Origin of the sequence: Allobosea sp. LjRoot9, assembly GCF_964252745.1 — a bacterium.
Taxonomy (GTDB): Bacteria; Pseudomonadota; Alphaproteobacteria; order Rhizobiales; family Beijerinckiaceae; genus Allobosea.
In genome coordinates this window covers 162079-184304 of record NZ_CAXUPC020000013.1, presented here as the reverse complement: position 1 = coordinate 184304, position 22226 = coordinate 162079, and the positions used below count along the sequence as shown (strand labels likewise).

The window sequence follows — 22226 nt, the reverse complement described above, 5'->3', positions numbered from 1 at the left end:
GGAGCCGTCATGTTGCACAACATCGACTACAGCGAATTGCCGCGCGTCCTGCAGCGCCTGATCGAGCGGGACCAGCCGGCGCCTGCGACGCTGCCGCGCCGCAGCTTCCTGAAATTGGCCGGAGCCGGCGGGTTTGCGCTCGGCGCTTTTCCCCATATCGCGATGGGCCAGGCGGCTGGTGGCGGAGCGGCCGCGAGCGCCCTCAAGCCGACGCAGCTGCCCTCGGCCTTCGTGCAGATTGCCGGGAATGGCGAGGTCACGGTCACCATCAACCGGCTGGAATTCGGTCAGGGCGTCAATACCGGCCTGCCGATGATCCTGGCCGAGGAGCTCGATGCCGACTGGAGCTTGGTGCGCAGCCGGCACGGCACCAACGACATGGCCTATGCCGACCCGCTCTTCGGCATCCACCTCACCGGCGGCTCGCACACGATCAAGAACAGCTTCACGCAGTATCGCGAGCTCGGCGCCCGGGCTCGCGCCATGCTGCTGAACGCGGCAGCAATGCGCTGGAAGGTCGACGTCGCAACCTTGCGCACCCAATCCGGCACGGTGCTCGGGCCGGGCGGCCGCAAGGCCGGCTATGGCGAACTGGCGGAGGCCGCCATGGCGCTGCCGGTGCCCGAAAAGGTCACGCTGAAGAACCCCAAGGATTTCCGCATCATTGGCCGACCGACGCAGCGCCTGGATGCGCAGGCCAAGACCAGCGGACGGCAGGATTTCGGCATCGACATGCGGCTGCCCGGTCAATTGACCGCCGTGGTGGCGCGCCCGCCGGTGTTCGGCGGCCGGCTGGCGTCGGTGGACGATAGCGCTGCGCGCGCCGTCAAGGGCGTCAAGGCCGTGCTGCGCGTAGCCTTGGACGGCGGCGCTGAGGGCGTGGCCGTGGTGGCCGACGGCTACTGGCAGGCAACCCAGGGCCGCGACGCCCTGAAGCTGGAATGGGACACCTCCAAAGTCGAGAAAGTCGACAGCGAAAGGCAGCTCGCCCAGTACCGCGAGCTCGCCGGCCAATCCGGCCCGCGCAAGATGGAGGCCGACATGGCCCCGCTGGCGACCGCGCCCCATCGGATCGAGGCCGAGTTCGTCTTTCCCTATCTCGCTCATGCCGCGATGGAGCCGCTCAACTGCACCGTCCGGCTTGCAGATGATCGCGCCGAGATCTGGATGGGCAGCCAATGCGCCGGGCTCGATGCCGGCGCGGCGGCCAAGGCGCTCGGCCTCAAGCCGGAGCAGGTCGTGGTCAATGTGCTGATGTCGGGCGGCGGCTTCGGCCGGCGCTTCTCCAGCACCAGCGATGTCGCGGTCGAGGCCTGCGTGATCGCCAGGGCGGCGCGCGCGGCGGGGCTGGATGCGCCGATACGCACGGTCTGGAGCCGCGAGGACGACATGAAGGGCGGCTACTACCGCCCCATGCATCTACATCGTGCCCGCATCGGCTTCGATGACAAGGGCAAGGTGCTGGCCTGGGACCATGTCATCGTCGGCCAGTCGATCACGACGGGGACCGTGTTCGGCGCCTTCCAGGTCAAGGACGGCATCGACGCCACGGCGACGGAAGGCATGCGCGATCCCTATCCGCTGCCGATGCGCCTGACCGTGCACCACCCCAAGCTCAATGTGCCGGTGCTGTGGTGGCGCAGCGTGGGCTCGACCCACACCGCCTTCGTGATGGAGACGCTGCTCGACGAGATCGCCCGCGCCACCAGGCAGGACCCGGTCGCCTATCGCATGCAGCTCTTTGGCGACACGCATCCGCGCCACCGCGCGGCTTTGCAACTCGCGGTCGATAGGAGCGGCTATGGCAAGACGAAGCTCGCGCCCGGGCGGGCCTGGGGCGTCGCCGTGCATGAATCCTTCGATTCTGTCGTCGCCTATGTGGTCGAGGCCTCGGTCAAGGACGGCCAGCCGGTGCTGCACAAAGTCACCTCCGGCGTGCACTGCAATCTCGCGGTGAATCCGCGCAGCGTCGAGGCGCAGGTCCAGGGCGCGGCCGTCATGGGGCTGTCGATGTGCTTGGCCGGCTCCGCCATCACGCTCAAGGACGGTGTCGTCGAGCAGAGCAATTTTGGCGACTATACGGTGGCGCGCATCACCGACGCGCCCGAATTTGCGGTCCACATCGTGCCCAGCGCCGACCCGCCGACCGGCATGGGCGAGCCCGGCCTGCCGCCCTTGGCTCCCGCCTTCGCCAATGCGATCGCACAGCTGACCGGCAAGCCGCTGCGCCAGCTGCCCTTCAACCTCGCCTGAGACGGCACAAAGACAAAGGCAGGTCGGGCGCCCCCGACCTGCGACAGGAGTTCGACATGAGCAAAACCTGGTTCATCACCGGGGCGGGCAGCGGCATCGGCGCCGCAACCGCAAGAGCGGCGGTCAAGGCCGGCGACCGCGTGGTCGCGACGGGGCGCAATCTCGACAAGGTGCGCAAGGCGCTCAGCGATATCGGGAGCGAGAGCATCGCCTTCGTCGCGCTGGACGTGACCAATGAGGCGCAGGCGCAGGCCGCAGTCGAAGACGCGATCAAGGCGTTCGGGCGCATCGACGTGCTCGTCAACAATGCCGGCTACAGCCTGCTCGGCAATTTCGAGGAGTTGAGCACGCCCGAGATCGAGAGCCTGATGGCGACGAATCTCTACGGCGTGATGTTTGTTCTGCGCGCGGTCCTGCCGGTCATGCGCAGGCAGCGCTCGGGCCGCATCATCAACATCAGCTCGCTCGCCGGTGTCATCGGCTTCAAGCATTGCAGCGCCTATAGCGCGACCAAATTCGCGGTCGAGGGCCTGTCGCTGGCGGTGGCGCAGGAGGTCGAGCCCTTCGGCATCAAGATCACGACGATCGCGCCGGGCTTCTTCCGCACGGATCTTCTCGATGCCGGCAATGCGAAATACGCGACGAGTTCGATCGCCGACTACGCCACTGAGGGCAGCGCCGAGGCGATGTGGTCAGGCTATGACGGCCAGCAGCAGGGCGACCCCGCCAAGCTCAGCGATGTCCTCGTGACGATCGCCGGGATGGAGAACCCGCCCAAGCAGTTCCTTGCCGGCAGCGATGCCCTTGCGGCGGCGATGCCTGCCCTCGAAGGGCGGATCGCGGAGGTGCACACCCATGAGGCGCTGTCCACATCCACGGATGGTTCTTTCTGAGCGCAGTGGCCAGGCCGCTGGCTCGCCGGAAGGGGCAGGACCGCGCAAACGAAGCCAATTCGACCCTGCCCAGCAGCCCCGGCTCATCGAGCCGAGGCTGCTTTGCTGCGGGAGATCAGCCCTTGATGAAGGCGAGCAGATCCGGATTGATGATGTCCGGATGGGTCGTGCACATGCCGTGCGGCAGGCCTTCATAGATCTTGAGCGTGCCGTTCTTCACCAGCTTGGCGGCGAGCAGGGCCGAATCCGCGATCGGGACGATCTGGTCGTCGTCGCCGTGCATGATCAGGACCGGCACGTCGATCGCCTTCAGATCCTCGGTGAAATCGGTCTCCGAGAAGGCCTTGATGCAATCGTAATGGGCCTTGGCGCCGCCCATCATGCCCTGCCGCCACCAATTGTCGATGGCGCCCTGGGAAACCGTCGCGCCTGCCCGGTTGAAGCCGTAGAACGGGCCGGCGGGGACATCGATGTAGAACTGTGCGCGGTTGGCCACGAGCGCGGCGCGGAAGCCGTCGAAGACCTCGATCGGCAGGCCGCCGGGGTTCGTCTCTGACTTCACCATCACGGGCGGCACGGCGCCAATCAGCACCGCCTTGGCGACGCGGCCGGGCTCGGCGCGGGCGACATAATGGGCGACCTCGCCGCCGCCGGTGGAGTGGCCGATATGGACGGCGTTCCTGAGGTCGAGCGCAGCGGCAAGCTCGGCGACGTCGGCGGCATAGGTGTCCATCTCGTTGCCGGTCGCGGTCTGGGTCGAGCGACCATGGCCGCGGCGATCATGCGCGATCACCCGGTAGCCCTGTTCGAGGAAGAACAGCATCTGGTTGTCCCAGTCATCGGCGCTGAGCGGCCAGCCATGGTGGAAGACGATAGGCTGCGCGGCCTTGGGACCCCAATCCTTGTAGTAGATCTCGGTGCCGTCACGGGTGGTGATCGTGCTCATCGTCTGGTCCTTTCAGTTGCCGGGCAGTGGGATCGCCGCCCGCGATGTAGACGGTATAGCCGCGCCGTTGCATGCTGCCGCTTGGCGGAACCGACATTATGCGAGGTGAAACTGACAGCATGACGACTGCTCAGAGGATCAAAGCCGAAATCGGGCTGCTGCTCTATCCCGATGTGCAATTGGCGGCCGTCCATGGCCTGACCGATCTGTTCCGCATCGCCAGCGACATGAGCGCGGCGCATGGCGATCCGCAGGCGCCCGCGATCCGCGTCAGCCATTGGCGGCAGATGGTGCAAGAGAACGCGGCTCAGGAGCATGCGACGCAGGGGGATACGGCAGTCGAATGCGTCTTCGACAGCCATCCGAGCCCGGCGCACAAGCTCGGCCATCTGATCGCCCCGCCGAGCCTGGTGATGCCGGCCAGGATGCAGCCCATGGCGGGCTTCGCGGCCTGGCTGACCGAGCGCCATGGCGAGGGGGCGACGCTGTGCTCGGTCTGCGCGGGCGCCTTCCTGCTCGGCGAGACCGGATTGCTCGCGGGCCGCGAGGCGACGACGCATTGGGCCTTCGCGGAGGCGCTGGCGGCGCGCTTCCCGGCGATCCGTGTCGATAGCGATCGCATGGTGATCGACGAGGGCGACATCATCACCGCCGGCGGCATCCTGGCCTGGACCGATCTCGGCCTGACCCTGGTCGCGCGCCTGCTGGGGCCAAGCGTGATGCTGGAGACCGCGCGCTTCCTGCTGATCGACCCGCCGGGACGGGCGCAGCAGCCCTATGGCCGCTTCGTGCCGCGCCTCGACCATGGCGATGCGGCGGTGCTGAAGGTGCAGCACTGGCTCCAGGCGACGGGCGCCAAGGACCATGCCGTGCCGACGCTGGCGGCGCGCGCCGGGCTCGAGGAGCGCACCTTCCTGCGCCGCTTCCGCAAGGCGACCGGCCTGCGCCCGACGGAATATGCCCAGCATGTCAGGATCGCCAGGGCGCGCGAGGCGCTCGAGCAGAGCCGCCGCCCCGTCGCGCAGATCGCCTGGGAGGTGGGCTATGGCGATGCCTCGGCCTTCCGCAAGCTGTTCCAGCGCGTCACCGGCCTCGCGCCGGCGGATTATCGCCGCCGCTTCGGCGTCGCGGCCTGAACCGGGGGGATCAGGGTCGCCCCCGGCCAGGCCTCGGTTCCGCAGAGACCTGCCAGCAGACCCTCGATTTCCGCGCCGAGCTGGCGAGCCAGCGGCTCGGCGAGCGTGCTCTGCCGCATGATCAGCGCCAGCGTCGCGAGGATCGGCGGGTTGTCGATGGCGCGGCGGCTGAGCTCGCCGCGCGCGACCTCGGCCTGGACGGAGGCATGGGTCAGGATCGTATAGCCTTGCCCGACGCGGACCATGGCCTTGGTCAACGCGACGCTGTCGACCTCTGAGCGGATGGCGAGCCGGACCTCATGGCGCGCCGCCGCCTGTTCGAGCACCCGGCGGTTGTTGTGCGGCAGGCTCGGCATGATCAAGGGCAGCCCGGCGATGTCCTTGATGCGGATCTCCGGCGTCTCCCCGATCTTGCGCGTGTCGCCGGGCGGGCCGACGAGCACCATGCGCTCGCGCAGCAGCGGCACGATTCGGAAGCCGTCGACCGGCATCGCATTGTAGACCAGGCCGACATCGATGCGCTTTTCCGCCAGCCATTCATGGATCAGGGAGCTGACGCCCTCGCGCAGATTGAGGACGATCTCGGGATAGGCCTGCGCCATATGCGCGGCCAAGGGCGGGCCGAGTAAAAGTCCCGCCGCCGGTGGCAGGCCGAGCGAGACCGTGCCGCGCAGGGCAGGGCGGTCCTGGCGGGCATCGGTCTTGATCTGGGCCAGCAGATGCTCGATCTCCTCGGCCCGTTGCAGCACGCTCGCGCCCAGTGCCGTCAGGCGGACGCCGCGGCCATGGCGGACGAGGAGCGGCTGGCCGAGTTCGTCCTCGAGTTCGCGGATGCGCCGGCTGAGCGCGGGCTGCGCGATCCGCAATTCCTCGGCGGCGCGGCTGAAGCTGCCGGCGCGCGCGACGCTGGCGAAATATCCGAGCTTGCGGGAATCCAAGCGCCCTCTCCGAATTGCCGTGGGAGCATAAGAGATCAAAACCATGCCGTCACGGCATGGCTGGCCATTCCAACATGGTTTTGGCGTCGCTGCGCCTCTCCTGCCAGAGTCGGCAGATCGATCGGACCGCCGGAAGAGCGGCAAAGACGATTCCCAGGGGAGGGATGATGATGCAGGCGAGATTTTGCGGCTGGCTCGTGATGGCCGCCATGCTGCTGGCCCAGGCGGCCAGCGCCCAGACCTTTCCGAGCAAGCCGATCCGGCTCGTGGTGCCCTTCGCCGCGGGCGGGCCGGCCGATACGATCGCGCGGGCCGTCGCCGAGAGGATGCAGGCGATCGTCAAGCAGTCGGTCGTCATCGACAATCGCGCCGGGGCAGGCGGGGCCGTTGGCACCAAGGCGGTCGCGCTGGCGGAGCCCGACGGCTACACGATCGGGATCAGCACGGCCGGCGCACTCGCGATCAGCGTCAGCATGCAGGAGGCGATCGGCTACGACCCGCGCAAGGACTTGCGGGCGCTGACCTTGGCGGCAAGCGTCCCGGAACTGCTGGTCGTCGGCTCCAAGGTGCCCGTCACGACCCTGCCCGAATTGCTGGCCCTGGCGAAGGCCAAGCCCGGCACGCTGAATTTCGCCTCGTCCGGCGCCGGCAGCATGCCGCATCTCGCCGGTGAACTGCTCAAGCAATATGGCCAGGTCGACATGGCGCATGTGCCTTATCGCGGTGCGGCGCCAGCGGTGACCGATCTGATCGCCGGGCAGGTCGAACTGATGTTCATGGATATCGCGGTGCTGCTGCCGCATGTCCAGGCCGGCACGATCAAGGCGATCGCGATCGGCAGCGCCACGCGCTCGCCGAGCCTGCCCGATTTGCCGACAACAGCCGAGCTGGGCCTGCCCAAGGTCGTCGCCGACAACTGGTACGGCATCGTGGCGCCGCGCGCGACGCCGCAGCCGATCGTCGACAAGCTCCATGCCGCTTTGGTCGGGGCGCTGCGCTCGCCCGAGGTCAAGGACAAGCTTGCCTTGCAGGGCGCGATCGTCGTCGCCAACAAGCCCGAGGAATTCGCCGCCTATATCGCCGGCGAGATCGACAAATGGGCAGCCGTCGTCAAGGCGGCGAACATCAAGACGAATTGAGGCGTGAGTTTCATGCCTGTCGCATCGCTTGGCTCCTGCGAGCTTCGCTACGAGATCAGCGGAGAGGGGCCGGATCTTGTGCTGATCCACGAGCTCGGCGGCGCTCTGGAGAGCTTCGATGCGCTGCTCCCTTTGCTGACGCCGCATTTCCGGGTGCTGCGCTACGACCAGCGCGGCGCCGGCGGATCGAGCCGCAGGCCTGCGGCACTCTCGATCGAGGATCATGCGGCCGACCTCGCGGGGCTTGTCACGGTGACCGGCTTCGGCCCGCGCTGCGTGCTTGCCGGCGCCGCAGCCGGGGCTGCGATCGCGGTGGCTTACGCGGCGCGCGACGAGGCCGTCGTCGCAGCGCTGGCCCTGTGTGCGCCGGCGCTTTCGGTTCCACCGGAGCGCAAGGCCTATCTCGACCGGCGCGCCAGGCGCGCGCGCCGCGATGGCATGGCTGCGATCGTCGAGGCGAGCCTGGCCCGCTCCTATCCGGAGGCATTGCGCAGCGACAGGACGACTTTCGAGGCCTATCGCGAGCGCTTCCTCGCCAATGATCCCGAGAGCTATGCGATGGCCAATGCCGCCTTGGCCGGGACGCGGGTGGCGGAACGTCTGCCATCCCTGACGATGCCCTGCCTCGTCCTTGCCGGCCGGCACGATCTCTTGCGCCCGCCCGCCGAGGTCGAGGCGACGGCGAACGCGATCCCGCATGCTCACTTCGCGACGATCGAGAGCGGGCATCTGATGCCGGTGCAGGCCGCGCAGGCGATGGCGGCGCAGCTCGTGCCGTTCCTGGCGAGGCATGCCGGCAGCCTCAAGCCGGTCGCGGAGAGCACGCATGTCTAAGGGCCTGCTGCTCGTCGCCATGGAGCCTCCCGCCGCGTTCGAGGAGGAGTTCAACGACTGGTATGACAGCGAGCATTTTCCGCAGCGGCGCGGCCTGCCCGGTTTCGAGAGCGCCTCGCGCTGGGTCTGCCTGTCGGGCTGGCCGCGCTGGCTCGCGATCTACGATCTGAATTCCGTCGGGGCGCTGGCGACGCCCGAATACGCCGCCGTCTCCGGAGGAAATTCCACGCCCTGGAGCAAGCGCCTGCTGCCGCGCATGATCGGGCGGCGACGGGTCGTCGCCGAGCAGCTTCACCCCGGAGGCGCTTTGGCTCTGCCCGTGGGCGAGATCGCGCGCCTCTGCGTGGCGCAATATCCCGGGGCGGATGATGCGGCCATCGAGGCGCTGCTCCAGGCCGGCACAGGGCTCGACGGCTTGAGCCAGCTACGCCTGTTCCGCGATACGACTGGGGCTTTGTGGCTGCTGGCCGCCTTCTCGCGTCCTGTTGGTCTCGAGCGGGTCGAGGCCGCATTCGCCATCGCAGGCGGGCACGGCGCAAAACTGCTCAACCTCTATGCTCCCTATCGGCGTGATTGAGGCAAACGCATGCGTATCAAGGATTTCACTCCCGGGGAGATGAATGAGGCGCAGCGTCGCGTCGCTGAGGAGGCGGCCTCGGGCAAGCGTGGGCGCGTTCCGGCGCCGCTGCGGGCCTGGCTGCACAGCCCGGAATTTGGCGCTCGGGCCCAGCGGCTCGGCGAATTCCTGCGCTACGATACGAGCCTCGGGCCGCTGCTTTCGGAGCTTGCCATCCTGGTGACAGCGCGGCGCTGGACCTCGCATTACGAATGGTTCGTCCATAAGCGCGAGGGCTTGAAGGCGGGTCTCGACCCGGCGGTCGTGGCGGCGATCGCCAGGCGGGAGACACCGGATTTCGCGGTGCCAGCTCAGCGGGCCGTCTATGATTACGCGATGGCGCTGCACGAGACGCACGTGGTTCCCGCTGCCGTGCATGCCGCGGCGGTGCGCGAGCTCGGCGAGGCCGGCGTGGTCGAGCTCGTCGGCGTGCTCGGCTACTACACGCTGGTCTCGATGACGCTGAACGCCTTCGAGATCGGCCTGCCCGCGGGTGAAGCGCCGGAGCTGGAACCATGACGGCGAGGGCGGGGCGTCTTGCCGGCAAGGTCGCGCTGATCACCGGCGCAGGCTGTGTCGGGCCGGGCTGGGGTAATGGCCGCGCGGCGGCGGTGCTGTTTGCGCGCGAAGGGGCGAAGGTTTTTGCGCTCGACCTCGCAGCCGAGACCATGGCCGAGACGGTCACGCGCGCCGAGGAGGCTGGCGGCACGATCGCGACCCATCTCTGCGACGCGACAGACAGCGCGCAGCTCGAAAAGGCGGTGCAGGCCTGCCGCGAGGCCTTCGGGACGGTCGACATCCTCGTCAACAATGTCGGGGGCTCGGCGCCGGGCGGGGCGGTGGCGCTGTCGGAGGAGGGCTGGCGTCGCCAGCTCGACTTCAACCTGTCGAGCGTCTTCCTCGCCTGCAAGCATGTCATCCCGGTGATGGAGGCGAATGGCGGCGGCGCGATCGTCAACACCGCCTCGACCTCGGGCCTGCGCTGGACCGGCGCGGCGCAGGTTGGCTACGCCGCGGCCAAGGCAGCGATCATCCAGTTCTCGCGGGTCACGGCGGTCGAATACGCGCCCAAGCGCATCCGCGTGAACACGGTCGTGCCGGGCCAGATGCACACGCCGATGGTCGAGGCGCGCCTGGCCGGGCAACGCGCCGACGGCGATGTCGCGGCGCTGCTTGCAGCCCGCGTCGCCCGCATTCCGCTCGGCTTCATGGGGGACGGGCGCGACACCGCCCATGCGGCGCTGTTCCTGGCCTCCGACGAGGCCCGTTTCATCACCGGCACCGAGATTATCGTCGATGGCGGCATGACCGCGCGCTGCGATTGAGGATTTTACAATGACCCCGAAGCCGGACGGCCCGCCGCCGAACCCCAACCCGCGCAAGCCGACCCTCGCCCTGCCGCCCGGCGCCTGCGACGCGCATTGCCATATCTACGGTCCCTTCGACCGCTTTCCGCTGCCGCCCGAGCGCAGCTTCACCCCCAATGCCGCGCCCGAGACGGCGCTGCGCCAATTGCACGACCATCTCGGCATCGCCCGGGCCGTGATCGTCCAGAGCCAGGGGCATGGCCTCGATCATCGCCCGCTGCTCGCCGCGCTGACCGAGGGCGCGGGGCGCTATCGAGGAGTCGCGCTGCTGAAGCCGGATTGCACGGAGAGCGAGATCGCGGCCTTCGACGCCGCCGGTATTTGCGGCGTCCGCTTCAACTTCCTGACGCATCTCGGGGGCCAGCCCGATCTTGCGGCGATGCGAGAGATCATCGCCAAGGTCGCGCCATTCGGCTGGCATGTCGCGATCCATGTCGCCGGCCATGACATCGTCACGCAGGAGGGTTTCATCGGCTCGATCGCGGCGCCTGTCGTGGTCGACCATATGGCGCGGCCGCCCCTGGCGGAGGGGCCGGACGGCCCGAGCATCGCAGCGCTGAAGCGTCTTATCGACACGGGCCGCGTCTGGCTCAAGCTCAGCGGCGCCGACCGGCTCTCAGTTGCGGGGCCGCCTTTTCGCGACGCCTTGCCGATCGCGACGAGCCTTGCCCGGCATGCGCCCGAGCGCATGCTCTGGGGCAGCGACTGGCCGCATGTGAACCTGCACGGGCCGATGCCGGATGATGGCGACCTCGTCGACCTCCTGACGGAGATCGCGCCCGGCTCGCGCGAGCGCCAGTTGATGCTGGTCGATAACCCCCAGGCGCTGTTCAACTTCGATTGAACTGCGCGCTAAAGCAGGATGCAAAAAACCGGTTCCCGCTTTTTCGTATCCTGCTCTAGACCTTTGTTTTAACGCGTTCTCTTCACGCGAACCGGTATCCACTTCGCTCGAAAACGCTCTCGGCGCGGCCGCGTTCAGGCCAGCCCCTTGGCGATCAGCCGGGTCAGGCGATCGGAGAAGGCCTTGGCGTCGCTCGGCCGCTCGCCATCGAGGATGCGCGCCTCGTCGAGCAGCAGATGGGCGATGTCGCTGCGCAGCGGCTCGTCCTGCGATCCGGCGAGGCGGATGATCAGCTCATGCTGCGGATTGACCTCGAGGACCGGCTTGGCGGCGCCGTCGAGGCGGCCGGCGGCGGAGAGCAGGCGCTCGAACTGGCGGTCTGGCCCCTTATCGGTCGCGACGAGGCAGACCGCGCTGTCGGTCAAACGGTCGGAGGCGCGCACATCCTCGACCTCGGCCGCCAGCGTCTGCTTCATCGCGTCGAGCAACGCCGCGACCTCGACGCTGGTTTCGAGCTGCGGCTTCGCCTCGCCGTCGAGCGGCGGGATCAGGCCGAGATCGGCCGCGCCCTGGGTCACGGATTTGAACGGCTTGCCGTCATGGTCGGGCGCGTTCGAGACCCAGAAGCTGTCGACCGGGTCGCTCAGCAGCAGAACCTCGATGCCGCGGGCGCGGAAGCCCTCGAGCTGGGGCGAGGCGGCGATGCGCGCGGGATCGTCGCCGGCGATGTAGTAGATCGCCGTCTGGTTCTCCTTCAGCGCGGCGACGTAGTCCTTGAGGCCGCGCCACGTGTCGCCGGAGGTCGTCGTCTTGAAGCGCGCGAGGCCGAGCAACTGTTCGCGCCGCTCGAAATCCTCATAGAGGCCTTCCTTGATGACAGGGCCGAAATTCTCCCAGATCTTGGTGAAGGCCTCGCCATCCTGCTCCGCGAGCTTGCCGAGATCGGTAAGGATGCGGTTGGTCACGCCCTTCTTGATCGCGCCCAGCAGCGGGCTGTCCTGGATCATCTCGCGGGAGACGTTGAGCGGCAGGTCGGCGGTGTCGACGAGGCCGCGCACGAAGCGCAGATAGCGCGGCAGGAGCTCGGCCTCATCAGTGATGAAGACACGCTTCACATAGAGTTTCATCCGGCCCTTGCGGTCGGCGTCGAAGAGATCGAACGGCTTGCCGCCCGGCACGAAGGCGAGCGCGGTATATTCGTGACGCCCCTCGGCGCGGAAATGGATCGTCGCGGCGGGCTCATCGTATTGGCCGGCCACGCTGCGGTAGAAGTCGGCATAGTCCTCGGGCTTGATCTCGCTTTTCGGCCGGGTCCACAGCGCGGCTCCGTCGGCGAGCGAGGTCGGTTCAGTGCCGGGCTTCTCGACGAGGGAGATCGGCACTGGGACATGGCCGGACTGCGCCTTGACGATGCGCTCCAGCGTCCAGCGCTCGGCATAGCTCTTGGCGTCGTCGAGCAGCGAGAGGGTGACGCGCGTGCCACGGGCGGGAGCCTCCTCCAGCGCGGCCGGCGCGACGGAGAACTCGCCCTTGCCATCGGAAGACCAGCGCCAGGCCTCCTCGCTGCCGGCACGGCGGCTGACGACCTCGACCTGGCCCGCCACCATGAAGGCGGAATAGAAGCCGACGCCGAACTGGCCGATGAGCTGCGCGCCCTCCTTGCCCTGGGCCGCCTCGACGCGGTCCATGAAGGCGCGGGTGCCGGAGCGGGCGATGGTGCCGAGCGCCTCGATCATCTCGTCGCGGGTCATGCCGATGCCGTTATCGGCGATGGCGAGCGTGCCGGCCTCGGTATCGGCGGCAATCGTGATCGCGAGCCTGGGATCGTCGCCGATTAAGTCGGGCCTGGCGATCGCCTCGTAGCGCAGCTTCTCGCAGGCGTCGGCGGCGTTGGAGATCAATTCGCGCAGGAAGACGTCCCGGTCCGAATAGACCGAATGCACCATCATATGGAGCAGGCGCGAGACGTCGGCTTCGAAACTGCGATTCTCGGTGGTCGTGGCGGTCATGCTGAAAAGCTCTTTGAACGGATCATCGTCGCGGCCAGCGATTTGGCCGCAAAGCGGCGCATTTTCAAGGTGCCTGAACTAGCCTTGGCCATATGCAGCAATCTGGGCTCGAAGCGCTGACAGTTGATTTGACCAAACAGCCCTCATCCTTCGAGACGCGGGCTATGCCCTCATCCTGAGAGCCTGGCCTGAAATGAACCCAATGATGTCAGCGGCTCAGCCTTGATCGCCTACACGCCGTCATTCCGGACGCAGCGAAGCGGAGATCCGGAATCCATCGTAAAGTTCCGGAGCCCTCCGATGGATTCCGGATCAGCGCCGCTGACGCGGCTTGTCCGGAATGACGGCGCGGATGATGGAAAGCGAACGGAAGCCGTTGATAACGCTCACCTTATGCCAAGTCAGGCTCTTCAGGATGAGGGCTTGTAGTGAGACGGGGAACAGATTGCCCCTAAGCACCCACCTTGGCGCGCCGGGCGGCGTCGAGCTGAGTGACCGGGGCGCCCTTGAACGCCGTATTGTCTGTGCTGATCGAGAAGATCGCGACGAGGCGGTCGAGTTCCTGGATCTGCTCGGCCAGCATCGCCGCCGAGGCGACGCTCCGGTCGGCGAGCGCGGCGTTTTGCTGGGTCATGCCGTCCATATGCGTCACGGCCTGGTTCATTTCCTCGATGCCATGCGCCTGCTCGCTCGACGCGGCCGATATCTCCGAGACATGGCCCGCGACCTGCCTGGAGGCGGCGACGATCTGCTCGAGCACCGTGCCGGCCGAACGCACGAGCGTGGCGCCCTGGACGACCTCCTGGGTCGAGGATGCGATCAGCGCCGTGATATCGCGCGAGGCTGCGCTCGACCGCTGCGCCAGGGTGCGGACCTCGCCCGCGACGACCGCAAAGCCCTTGCCGGCATCGCCGGCGCGCGCTGCCTCGACCGCCGCGTTCAGCGCCAGCAGATTGGTCTGGAAAGCGATATCGTCGATCACCCGGATGATGTCGGAGATCTTGCGGCTTGCGGCTTCGATCCGCTCCATGGCGAGCACGGCGTCGCGCACGACGCCGCCGCCTTGCTCGGCGACCTCCGCTGCGCTGCCGGCGGCAAGCGCCGCTGTCGCCGCGAATTGGGCGCTGATCTTCACCGAGGCCGCGAGCTCCTCGGTCGTCGCGGCGGTCTCCTCCAGCGAGGAGGCCTGTTCCTCGGCGCGTTGCGACAGGTCCTCGGCGCCGGATTTGATCTGGCGTGCCGCCATCGAGACCTGCGAGGTCGTCTGCTGGATGCCGGAGACGATGCCGGACAGGCGCAGGACCGTCTCGTTGATGGCGGCGTTGAGCTCGGCCAAACGCCCGCGATAGGGCGTCGAGACCGAGCGGGTCAGGTCGCCGCGCGCGATTGCGCCCAGCACCTGCGAGAACTCGGTCAATGCCATGTCGACCACGGTGTTGATCTCGTTGATGCCGCCGACCAGACGCTGCATCTCGGCGTCGTCATGGTCGATCTTGAGCCGGGCGCTGAAATCGCCGGCGGCGGCCGCCGCCACGACGGCTCCGACATCGTTGACGACGGCGATCATCGATTCCGTGCGGGCGGCGCGCTCGGCGGCAGCACGGCGCTCCTGCACCTCCAGGGTCCGGATCGTCTGGAGATTGTCGCGGAAGACCTCGAGCGCGGCGGCCATCCCACCGATCTCGTCGGAACGATCGCGGGCGGGAATCGGCGTTTCGAGCTCGCCTTCCGATATCTTGCCCATGGCCCGGGTGATCAGGCGTACCGGCACTGAGATCGAGCGGCCGACGACGAAGGAGACGAGGCAGCCGACCAGGACGACGAACACGACCAGGATCAGGGCAGAGCGCGACGAGGCGGCCATGATCTCCTCGATCTCCGGGCCCGTAGTGCTGCTCTTGGTTTCCAGCGCGGCGGTCGCCTGCTTCAATTGCGCGGCGTTGTCCTCGCCTGTCTTGATCAGGGCCTGCGAGGCGTCGGCCTGAAGGCCCGCGCCCTTTAACGCCGCCACAAGCTTGAGATAGGTCGCGACCTGTTCGTCGAGCGAGCCGAGGACCGAGCCGATCCCGCTCGTTCCTGCCGCCGCCTTGGCGGCGACGAGATTGTCGAGGCTCGCCTTGCCGGCGCTCTCCGCCTCGTCGAGCTTGCCGGGATCGAGCGAGAGCGTGAAGGCCTCGCCGGCGAGCCGGGCGTCGGCGAAGCTCGACTGCGCCTTGGCGATGCTGGCGGTGACCGCGGTCACGCTCCGGTATTGCTGGAAGAGCGCGAGCGAGGCGCGCGAGGACGAGATTGCGAGCCATCCCAGAAGCCCCGCCATGGCCAGGATGAACAGGAACCCAGTGGCGATCCTGGTCTGGATCGTCAGTGTCTTGAAGAACTCGCGCATCTCATCCTGCTCCGCGAGCGCGTCATGCTCGCTTGTGCGGTTTCGCCCGGTTGTTGAAGGTGCAGTCAGCCCTGCTTCGAGGCTTCGTAGCGCGCCTTGTTCTCGGCGTTGGGCGGATAAAGGCCCGGCAACGCGGCGCCGGCCTCGACCTCCTGCATGATCCAGGCTTCCAGACGCTCCTGTTCGGGGGCGGCTTCGAGCACGGCGTCGATCAGAGCGGCGGGGATCAGGACGGCGCCGTCGTCATCGACGACGATGATGTCGTCCGGGTAGACGGCGACGCCGCCGCAGGCGATCGGCTCCTGCCAGTTGACGAAGGTCAGGCCCGCGACGGAGGGGGGAGCCGCTGCGCCCTGGCACCAGACCGGCAGGCCGGTGCCGAGCACGCCGGCGACATCGCGCACGACGCCGTCGGTGATCAGTGCGGCGACGCCCCTCTTGGCCATGCGCGCGCAGAGGATGTCGCCGAAGATGCCGGCATCGGTGACGCCCATGGCGTCGACCACGGCGATGCAGCCATCCGGCATCGCCTCGATCGCGGCGCGGGTCGACTTCGGCGACGACCAGGATTCCGGCGTGGCGAGATCCTCGCGGGCCGGCACGAAGCGCAAGGTGAAGGCGCGTCCGACGAGGCGCGGCTGGCCGGGTCGCAGCGGCTTGGTGCCACGGATCCAGACGTTGCGGAGCCCTTTCTTGAGCAGGATCGTGGTGAGGGTGGCGGTCGTCACCTTCGACAGGATTTCGATGATCTGGGCATTGGTTGCCATGGCAAAAGTCGCTTTCATGAGTGGTGGTTGGAAAGAGTGGTCAGCCCGGCGCGCAAGCGTCGACGCAGCCGTCGATCAGATTGAGCCCGAGCAGGAATTCCGAGCTGAAGCGCGTGCGGATCAGCGGTTCGATGAGAGGGCGCGCCTCGAGGAAGGCCGCTTCCTGCGCGCGCGCCGCCACCGCCTCGGCATGGTCGACGGCGCGGAAGCGCAGCGCCGTTCCGGGGCGCGCCTGCGCGAGCCGGCCGAGATCGGGCCCGATGATCGTCGCGATCTTGGGATAGCCGCCCGTCGGTTGACGGTCGGCCATCAGCACGATCGGCTGGCCTTCGCCCGGCACCTGGATCGCGCCCATGGCGATGCCGTCGGAGACGATGTTGAAGCCTTGCGCATGAGTGAGCGTCGGGCCTTCGAGGAAGCAGGCCATGCGGTCGCCCCGCGCCGAAATCCGCCAGGGGCCGGCGAGGAAGGCGGCGATCTGGTCCTGCGCGAAATAATCGTCCTGCGGCCCCAGGATGACGCGGATCGTCTCCGCCGGCCGGTCGAGCATCGGCGCGACGATCAAGCCGGTCTCGACGCCGTCATCGGCGTTCGCCGCGATAGCGACCCTGTCGCCGGCTGTGAGCGCCCGACCGTCCAGGCCGCCGAGGCTGGAGCGCGTATGGGTCGAGGCGGAGCCGAGGGCCTTCGGCACGTCGAGGCCGCCCGTCACGGCGAGATAGCACCAGCTGCCGGCCTGCCCGGCGCGCAGCTTGAGCTTGGCCCCGGGCTCGACGAGTGCGACGGTCGCGGGCGGCAGCGCCTGCCCGTCCAGTGCGATCGCGAACTCTCCGCCCGCGACGGCGACCGCCACGGGAGCGCCCTCGGCGGTGACCTCGATGCCGCCGAGCGAGACCTCGATCGCGGCGGCATTGGCGGGGTTACCAAGCGCGCGGTTCGCGACCGCATGGGCGAAGGGGTCCATCGGCCCCGCGCCGGTGACGCCATAGCGCAGAAAGCCGTGGCGGCCGCCATCCTGGATGGTGGCGCCGGGGCCGGCCGAGAGCAGGCGCAGCGCCGCCGTCATGGCGTGGTCCTCCGGGCCACGACCTCGCCCACCTGGACCCGCGCCTCAAGTGCCGCGAAGGTCGCGGCATCGATCGGCTCGAAACGCAGGTTGTCGCCGGGCTCCATCAGGAAGGCCTCGGGCCGCTCCGGTGCATAAAGCCGCTCGGGCGTGCGCCCGACGACATACCAGCCGGTCGGCATGGCGAAGGTCGCGATGGCGCTGAGGCCGCCGCCGACGAGCACGGCGCCGGCCGCATGCGGCGGGCGCGGCTTGCTGCGCCGCGACACCGCAATGTCCTCGCTGAGGCCGCCGAGATAGGTGAAGCCAGGGGCGAAGCCGTACATGTAGACGCGGTAGGTCGCCGCCACATGGCTGCTCACGATTTGGGTCGGCGAAAGACCCATGACGCCGGCCATCTCCGCGAGATCCTCGCCATGGGGCGGCTCGTAGCAGCAGGGGATGGTCCAGAGGCTGGCGATGCGTGTCGTCGCGGCGGGGGCGGAGAGCCGCGCCGTCACCACCTCGACCAGTGCCTGGCGTGCGATCCGCAGCGGGTCGTAATGGATCATGAGCGAGCGATAGGTCGGCACGAGCTCGCGGATGCCGGCGGGCAGGTCGGCGCTCAAGACGGCGTCGAGCGCGAGCACGCGGTCGTTGATCGCGGGATCGACCGTCCGGCCGAACTCGACGACCAGCGCCGCCTCGCCAGCGTCGAGGAAGCGTGGCTGCGCCTGGCCGGGACCGTCTTCCTGGTCGGGACCGTCGTGGCTCATCGGAAGGCGGCCAGGCGCAGGTCGGCCTGCTCCAGGGCCTGGCGCACGCGCCTTGCCGTGGCGACCGCATGGTCGGAATCGCCATGGACGCAGATCGAGTGGATCTGCGTCGGCAGGCGCTTGCCGGAGGCGGTGATGATCACGCCCTCGGTGACCATCTCGACCATCCGGCCGGCGGCCTCGTCGGCATCCGTGATCAATGCGCCGGGCTTGTCGCGGGCGATGAGCTGGCCTTCGTCGGTGTAGCCGCGATCGGCGAAGATCTCCTGATGGACGGCAAGCCCGGCAGCCTCGCCGGCCGCGACCTGCTCGGTCAGGGCGATGGCGAGCATGGCGAGACCGGGATCCACCGCCTTGACCGCGCGGGCGATCGCATCCGCCACGCCGCGATCCTCGGCGGCGATGTTGCCGAGCGCGCCATGGGGTTTGACATAGCCGATGCGGTGACCGGCATAGGCGGCGAGCGCCGCTGCCGCGCCCACCTGATAGGCGACGAGGCGCTCGATCTCGCCCGTCGAGAACGGAATGCGGCGGCGGCCGAAGCCCCAGAGATCGGGGAAGCCGGGATGGGCGCCGACCGCGACGCCGCGCTCGCGGGCGACGGCGAAGGCGCGCGCCATGATTTCCGGGTCGCCGGCATGCAGGCCGCAGGCGACATTGGCGGAGGTGACGACAGCCAGCATCGCCTCGTCATCGCCGCAGCGATAAGCGCCAAAGCCTTCGCCGAGATCGGAATTCAGATCGATCGAGAGCATCACATCTCCTCGCTCTTTCCGGCAGTTTGGCCGCGCGCTGGTTCGGGGGAACACGAGCGCGCGGCCAAGCGCCTAAAGCAGTTTCCGATCCGATTGGATCGTTCAACCGCTCTAGCTCTTTGTTTTAACGCGTTTTCTCCGCGCAAACGCTTCGCGTTTGTCGCGGGGGAACCGGTGTCCATTTCGCTCAACAACGCTCTAGATGCCGAGATAGGCCTTGCGGATGTCGGGGTTGTCGCGCACCTCGGCCGCCGTGCCTGAGAGGATGACCCGCCCGGTCTGCAAGACATAGGCGCGATCGGCGATCTCCAGGCTCTCGGCCAGGCGCTGCTCGACGAGCAGGACGGTGACGCCGGCCTTGCGGATGGCCAGCACCGCCTCGAAGATCTCGTCGACGAGTTTGGGCATGATGCCCTGCGAGGGCTCGTCGAGCATCAGGATGCGCGGCCGCGTCATCAAGGCCCGCCCGATGGCGAGCATCTGCTGCTCGCCGCCCGAGAGGGTGGAGGCCCGCTGCGGCAGGCGCTCCTTCAGGCGCGGGAAGAGCGTGAAGACCTGTTCGAGCGGCTGTTCGCGATCGGCCTTGGCGCGATGCAGATAGCTGCCGAGCCGGAGATTATCGGACACCGACAGGCGCGGAAACAGGCGCCGATTCTCGGGCACATAGGCGACGCCGCGCGCGGTGATCTCGTGCCCGGGGAGACCGCTGATGCGCTCGCCGTCGAAGCTGACCTCGCCGGAGCGTGGCCGTTCCATGCCCGAGATGCTCTTGAGCAGCGTCGATTTGCCGGCCCCGTTGGCGCCAGCGACGACCACGATCTCGCCTTCGGCCACGGAGAGCGAGATATCCGAGATTGCGATCAGGCCGTCATAGGCCGTGGTCAGGGAGGAGACTTCAAGCAGCACGGTGTCTCTCCCCCAGATAGGCGGTGATGACGGCGTCGTTGCGGACGACGTCATGCGGTTTGCCCTCGGCGAGGACCGTGCCGAGATTGAGCACCACGGCCCTGTCGACCAGCGGCATGACGATCTCCATGACATGCTCGACCATGACCACGGTGACGCCCTGGTCGCGGACCTTGCGGACGAGCTCGACGCCGAGCCGCGCCTCGCTCGGCGTCAGGCCGGTCATGACCTCGTCGAGCAGCAGGAGTTTGGGCTTGGTCGCGAGCGCTCGCGCGACTTCGAGGCGGCGTTTTTCGGGTGGCGTCAGGTCGCCCGCCGAGGCCCCGGCGCGATGGGCGAGGGCGGCGAATTCCAGCGTCTCATAGGCGATGGCGCGGGCCGCGGCGGCACTCCGCGCCCGGACGAAGCCGCCGACCATGACATTGTCCAGCACGCTCATCGAGTCGAAGGAGCGCGGGACCTGGAAGGTGCGGGCGATGCCGCGCTGGCAGCGGAGCGGGGCGGAGAGGGTGGTGATGTCCTCGCCCTCGAACAGGATGCGCCCCTCATTCGGCGGGAAGGTCCCGGCAACGAGGTTGAACAGGGTCGACTTGCCGGCGCCGTTGGGGCCGATCAATCCGAGGATCTCGCCGCGCTGGACGGTGATCGAGACATTCGCATTGGCGACGAGGCCGCCGAAGCGCCGCGTGACGTTGTCGACGCTGAGCAGGGTGTCAGTGTTCATGACCGTGCCTCCCGCTTCGCCTTGCGCTGGAACAGACTGAGGATGCCCTCGGGCTTGGCCAGTGAGACGACCATGATCAAGCCGCCATAGATGATGAGGTCGATGCCGGAGCCGGAGCCGCCGAGATAGGAGCGCGTGATCTCGGTGAGTGGGATCAGGATCGCGGCGCCCACGAAGGGCCCCCACAGCGTGCCGATGCCGCCGAGCACGGCGGGCAAGGCGAAGAGCAGCGAGAAGCGGAAGCTCATCACGCTTTCCGGATCGATATAGGCCAGGAAGCTGGCATAGAAGCTGCCGCCGACTGCGGTGAAGAAGGCGGAGACGGCAGCCGCCGCCATCTTGGAGTGGAAGATCTCGACGCCGAGGCTCTCGGCGGCCTCGGGATTGTCCTTGACGGCGCGCCACCAATAGCCCCAGCGCGAGCCTTCGATCAGGAAGGTGACGAACCAGGTGACGGCCAGCAGGCCGAGCGCGAGATGGACGTAAGGCACCTTGTCGCGGGCGAATTGCAGCGTCCACCAGCTGTCGGAGCCGAACGGCCACTGGATGCCGAGCGCGCCGCCGACGAAGTCCCAGTTATGGATGAGCAGCAAACCGATCTCGGCGATGACGATGGTCGCGATCGAGAAATAATGGCCCTTGAGCCGGAAGCAGGGATAGCCGAGCAGGAGCGCGACCGCCGCCGAGAGCACGCCGCCGACCAGCATGCCGCCCCAGGGCACGACGCCATAGGTGACGAACAGGACCGAGGTGGCGTAGGCGCCGATGCCGAAATAGAGCGCGTGGCCGAGCGAGATCTGGCCGCAATAGCCGCCCAGGATGTTCCAGCTCTGCGACACGGCGGCGTAGAGCAGGGTCAGGATCAGGACGTTCTGGAGATAGACGTCGCGGACGAGGAAGGGCGAGGCCGCGACGGCCGCGAAGACGAGGGCAGCTGTGAGGAGCTGCTTGCGCCGCTGCGGCAGCATGCCGGCCGTGCGGGGAGGGGAAAGCGCGTCTGCTGTCATGGTCAGAGCTTTCCGAAAAGGCCGCTCGGCCGCACGAAGACGACGCCGAGATACAGCATGTAGATGCCCAGCGACTTCATCGCCGGCGGCAGGATGGCGGCGGTCAGCGCCTCGACGAAGCCGACGATGATGCCGGCGACCAGCGCGCCGAAGACGCTGCCGAAGCCACCGAGCGCCACCGTGACATAGGCGATCAGGCCGAAGGTCGCGCCGACCTGCGGGTGGATGTAGTAGAAGATCGCAAGCACCGCGCCGGCCAGGCCGACGAGCGCGGCCCCTAACCCCCAGCCCAGCGTGAAGACGCGGTTGCGGTCGATGCCGACCAGCGCGACCGCGCCCTGGTCCTCGCGGGTCGCCTCGAGCGCCTTGCCGAAATCGGTACGCGACATCAAGAGATAGAGGCCGCCGAAGGCCGCGATCGAGACCAGCCCGCCGAAGATCTGCGGCAAGGGCAGGAAGACGCCGCCGAGTTCGAGCGTCTTGCCGCCGAGCCAGGAGTTGCCGATGCTGCGGTAGTCGGGCGTCAGGAAATACTGGGCGGCGCCCTGCAGCAGGGTGGCGAGACCGAAGGTCGCGAAGATCTGCACCATGCCCTGATTGGCCTTGGCCCGCATCGCGAAGCGCACGACCCCGAGATAGACCACCGCGCCGACGCCGAAGAGCACGGCGACGACGATGGGCATGAGCAGGACGGGATCGAGGGAGGTCAGGAACACCAGCCCGAAGGCCACGTACATCGCCGTCATCAGGAACTCGCCATGGGCGAAGTTCACGACATCCATCAGGCCAAAAATGAGCGAGAGGCCCACTGCGATCAGGGCGTAGATGAGCCCCATCAGCAGGCCGCTCGCAAGCACTTGAGCCAGTGCTTGCGCCGTCATGTGA

Annotated in this window: 21 protein-coding genes; 9 read left to right on the top strand and 12 right to left on the bottom strand. The window is 68.0% G+C overall.

Annotated elements, in window-relative coordinates; translation table 11 throughout:
• The first annotated feature begins 9 nt into the window (after positions 1-9).
• Both ACSQ3P_RS30335 and ACSQ3P_RS30330 read left to right on the top strand, forming a co-directional pair.
• Positions 10-2253, top strand: a complete 2244-nt coding sequence (locus tag ACSQ3P_RS30335) for a molybdopterin cofactor-binding domain-containing protein (RefSeq protein WP_436169136.1) — start codon at positions 10-12, stop codon at positions 2251-2253.
• Between the two features lie 56 nt (positions 2254-2309).
• Positions 2310-3146: an SDR family oxidoreductase gene (locus tag ACSQ3P_RS30330; protein ID WP_436169135.1), complete on the top strand. Its 837-nt coding sequence runs from the start codon at positions 2310-2312 to the stop codon at positions 3144-3146.
• 115 nt (positions 3147-3261) lie between these two features.
• Here the strand turns inward: ACSQ3P_RS30330 and ACSQ3P_RS30325 are convergent, their stop codons facing one another.
• On the bottom strand, positions 3262-4092 hold the full coding sequence (locus ACSQ3P_RS30325; RefSeq protein WP_436169134.1) for an alpha/beta fold hydrolase: 831 nt from the start codon (positions 4090-4092) through the stop codon (positions 3262-3264).
• Positions 4093-4211: 119 nt separating this feature from the next.
• On the opposite strand from ACSQ3P_RS30325, the gene ACSQ3P_RS30320 reads away from it, so the two are divergent.
• Positions 4212-5228: a GlxA family transcriptional regulator gene (locus ACSQ3P_RS30320; RefSeq protein ID WP_436169133.1), complete on the top strand. Its 1017-nt coding sequence runs from the start codon at positions 4212-4214 to the stop codon at positions 5226-5228.
• Here ACSQ3P_RS30320 and ACSQ3P_RS30315 read toward each other — a convergent pair.
• Positions 5198-6166, bottom strand: coding sequence for a LysR family transcriptional regulator (locus ACSQ3P_RS30315; protein ID WP_436169132.1), 969 nt, complete (start codon positions 6164-6166; stop codon positions 5198-5200). The genes ACSQ3P_RS30320 and ACSQ3P_RS30315 overlap by 31 nt on opposite strands.
• A gap of 167 nt (positions 6167-6333) precedes the next feature.
• On the opposite strand from ACSQ3P_RS30315, the gene ACSQ3P_RS30310 reads away from it, so the two are divergent.
• The 6 genes from ACSQ3P_RS30310 to ACSQ3P_RS30285 are packed head-to-tail and all read left to right on the top strand — an operon-like array spanning position 6334 to position 10966.
• Positions 6334-7305 carry a Bug family tripartite tricarboxylate transporter substrate binding protein gene (locus tag ACSQ3P_RS30310; RefSeq protein WP_436169131.1) on the top strand — a complete coding sequence of 324 codons (972 nt, stop codon included), beginning with the start codon at positions 6334-6336 and terminating at the stop codon, positions 7303-7305.
• Positions 7306-7317: 12 nt separating this feature from the next.
• Complete coding sequence (locus ACSQ3P_RS30305; RefSeq protein WP_436169130.1) at positions 7318-8139, top strand: alpha/beta fold hydrolase; 822 nt, start codon at positions 7318-7320, stop codon at positions 8137-8139.
• Positions 8132-8716: a hypothetical protein gene (locus ACSQ3P_RS30300; RefSeq protein WP_436169129.1), complete on the top strand. Its 585-nt coding sequence runs from the start codon at positions 8132-8134 to the stop codon at positions 8714-8716. The genes ACSQ3P_RS30305 and ACSQ3P_RS30300 overlap by 8 nt, the downstream gene beginning before the upstream one ends.
• A gap of 9 nt (positions 8717-8725) precedes the next feature.
• Positions 8726-9274 (top strand): carboxymuconolactone decarboxylase family protein, encoded by a 549-nt coding sequence (locus ACSQ3P_RS30295; RefSeq protein WP_436169128.1) that lies wholly within the window; start codon positions 8726-8728, stop codon positions 9272-9274.
• The gene (locus ACSQ3P_RS30290) at positions 9271-10080 is read left to right on the top strand and encodes an SDR family NAD(P)-dependent oxidoreductase (protein WP_436169127.1); all 810 of its coding nucleotides are present in this window, start codon (positions 9271-9273) and stop codon (positions 10078-10080) included. Before ACSQ3P_RS30295 ends, ACSQ3P_RS30290 begins: the two co-directional genes overlap by 4 nt.
• Positions 10081-10090: 10 nt before the next feature.
• Entirely contained in the window at positions 10091-10966 is an 876-nt protein-coding gene (locus ACSQ3P_RS30285) for an amidohydrolase family protein (RefSeq protein ID WP_436169126.1), read from the top strand.
• A 134-nt stretch (positions 10967-11100) separates the two neighbouring features.
• On the opposite strand, the gene htpG is transcribed toward ACSQ3P_RS30285, so the two are convergent.
• The 10 genes from htpG to ACSQ3P_RS30235 form a co-directional block, all read right to left on the bottom strand.
• A complete protein-coding gene (gene htpG, locus ACSQ3P_RS30280) occupies positions 11101-12975 on the bottom strand; it encodes a molecular chaperone HtpG (RefSeq protein WP_436169125.1) in 1875 nt (624 codons plus the stop codon).
• A 451-nt stretch (positions 12976-13426) separates the two neighbouring features.
• Positions 13427-15361 (bottom strand): methyl-accepting chemotaxis protein, encoded by a 1935-nt coding sequence (locus tag ACSQ3P_RS30275; RefSeq protein WP_436169124.1) that lies wholly within the window; start codon positions 15359-15361, stop codon positions 13427-13429.
• A gap of 65 nt (positions 15362-15426) precedes the next feature.
• The gene (locus tag ACSQ3P_RS30270) at positions 15427-16128 is read right to left on the bottom strand and encodes a ribonuclease activity regulator RraA (protein WP_436169123.1); all 702 of its coding nucleotides are present in this window, start codon (positions 16126-16128) and stop codon (positions 15427-15429) included.
• Positions 16129-16168: 40 nt separating this feature from the next.
• Complete coding sequence (locus ACSQ3P_RS30265; RefSeq protein ID WP_436169122.1) at positions 16169-17194, bottom strand: biotin-dependent carboxyltransferase family protein; 1026 nt, start codon at positions 17192-17194, stop codon at positions 16169-16171.
• Positions 17191-17949, bottom strand: a complete 759-nt coding sequence (locus ACSQ3P_RS30260) for a 5-oxoprolinase subunit B family protein (RefSeq protein ID WP_436169121.1) — start codon at positions 17947-17949, stop codon at positions 17191-17193. The genes ACSQ3P_RS30265 and ACSQ3P_RS30260 overlap by 4 nt, the downstream gene beginning before the upstream one ends.
• Entirely contained in the window at positions 17946-18704 is a 759-nt protein-coding gene (locus ACSQ3P_RS30255) for a LamB/YcsF family protein (protein WP_436169120.1), read from the bottom strand. The genes ACSQ3P_RS30260 and ACSQ3P_RS30255 overlap by 4 nt, the downstream gene beginning before the upstream one ends.
• A 198-nt stretch (positions 18705-18902) precedes the next feature.
• Positions 18903-19610: an ABC transporter ATP-binding protein gene (locus ACSQ3P_RS30250; protein WP_436169119.1), complete on the bottom strand. Its 708-nt coding sequence runs from the start codon at positions 19608-19610 to the stop codon at positions 18903-18905.
• Positions 19600-20334 (bottom strand): ABC transporter ATP-binding protein, encoded by a 735-nt coding sequence (locus tag ACSQ3P_RS30245; protein ID WP_436169118.1) that lies wholly within the window; start codon positions 20332-20334, stop codon positions 19600-19602. Before ACSQ3P_RS30245 ends, ACSQ3P_RS30250 begins: the two co-directional genes overlap by 11 nt.
• Positions 20331-21341 carry a branched-chain amino acid ABC transporter permease gene (locus ACSQ3P_RS30240; RefSeq protein ID WP_436169117.1) on the bottom strand — a complete coding sequence of 337 codons (1011 nt, stop codon included), beginning with the start codon at positions 21339-21341 and terminating at the stop codon, positions 20331-20333. The genes ACSQ3P_RS30245 and ACSQ3P_RS30240 overlap by 4 nt, the downstream gene beginning before the upstream one ends.
• 2 nt (positions 21342-21343) lie before the next feature.
• The gene (locus ACSQ3P_RS30235) at positions 21344-22222 is read right to left on the bottom strand and encodes a branched-chain amino acid ABC transporter permease (RefSeq protein WP_311914119.1); all 879 of its coding nucleotides are present in this window, start codon (positions 22220-22222) and stop codon (positions 21344-21346) included.
• Positions 22223-22226 lie beyond the last annotated feature (4 nt).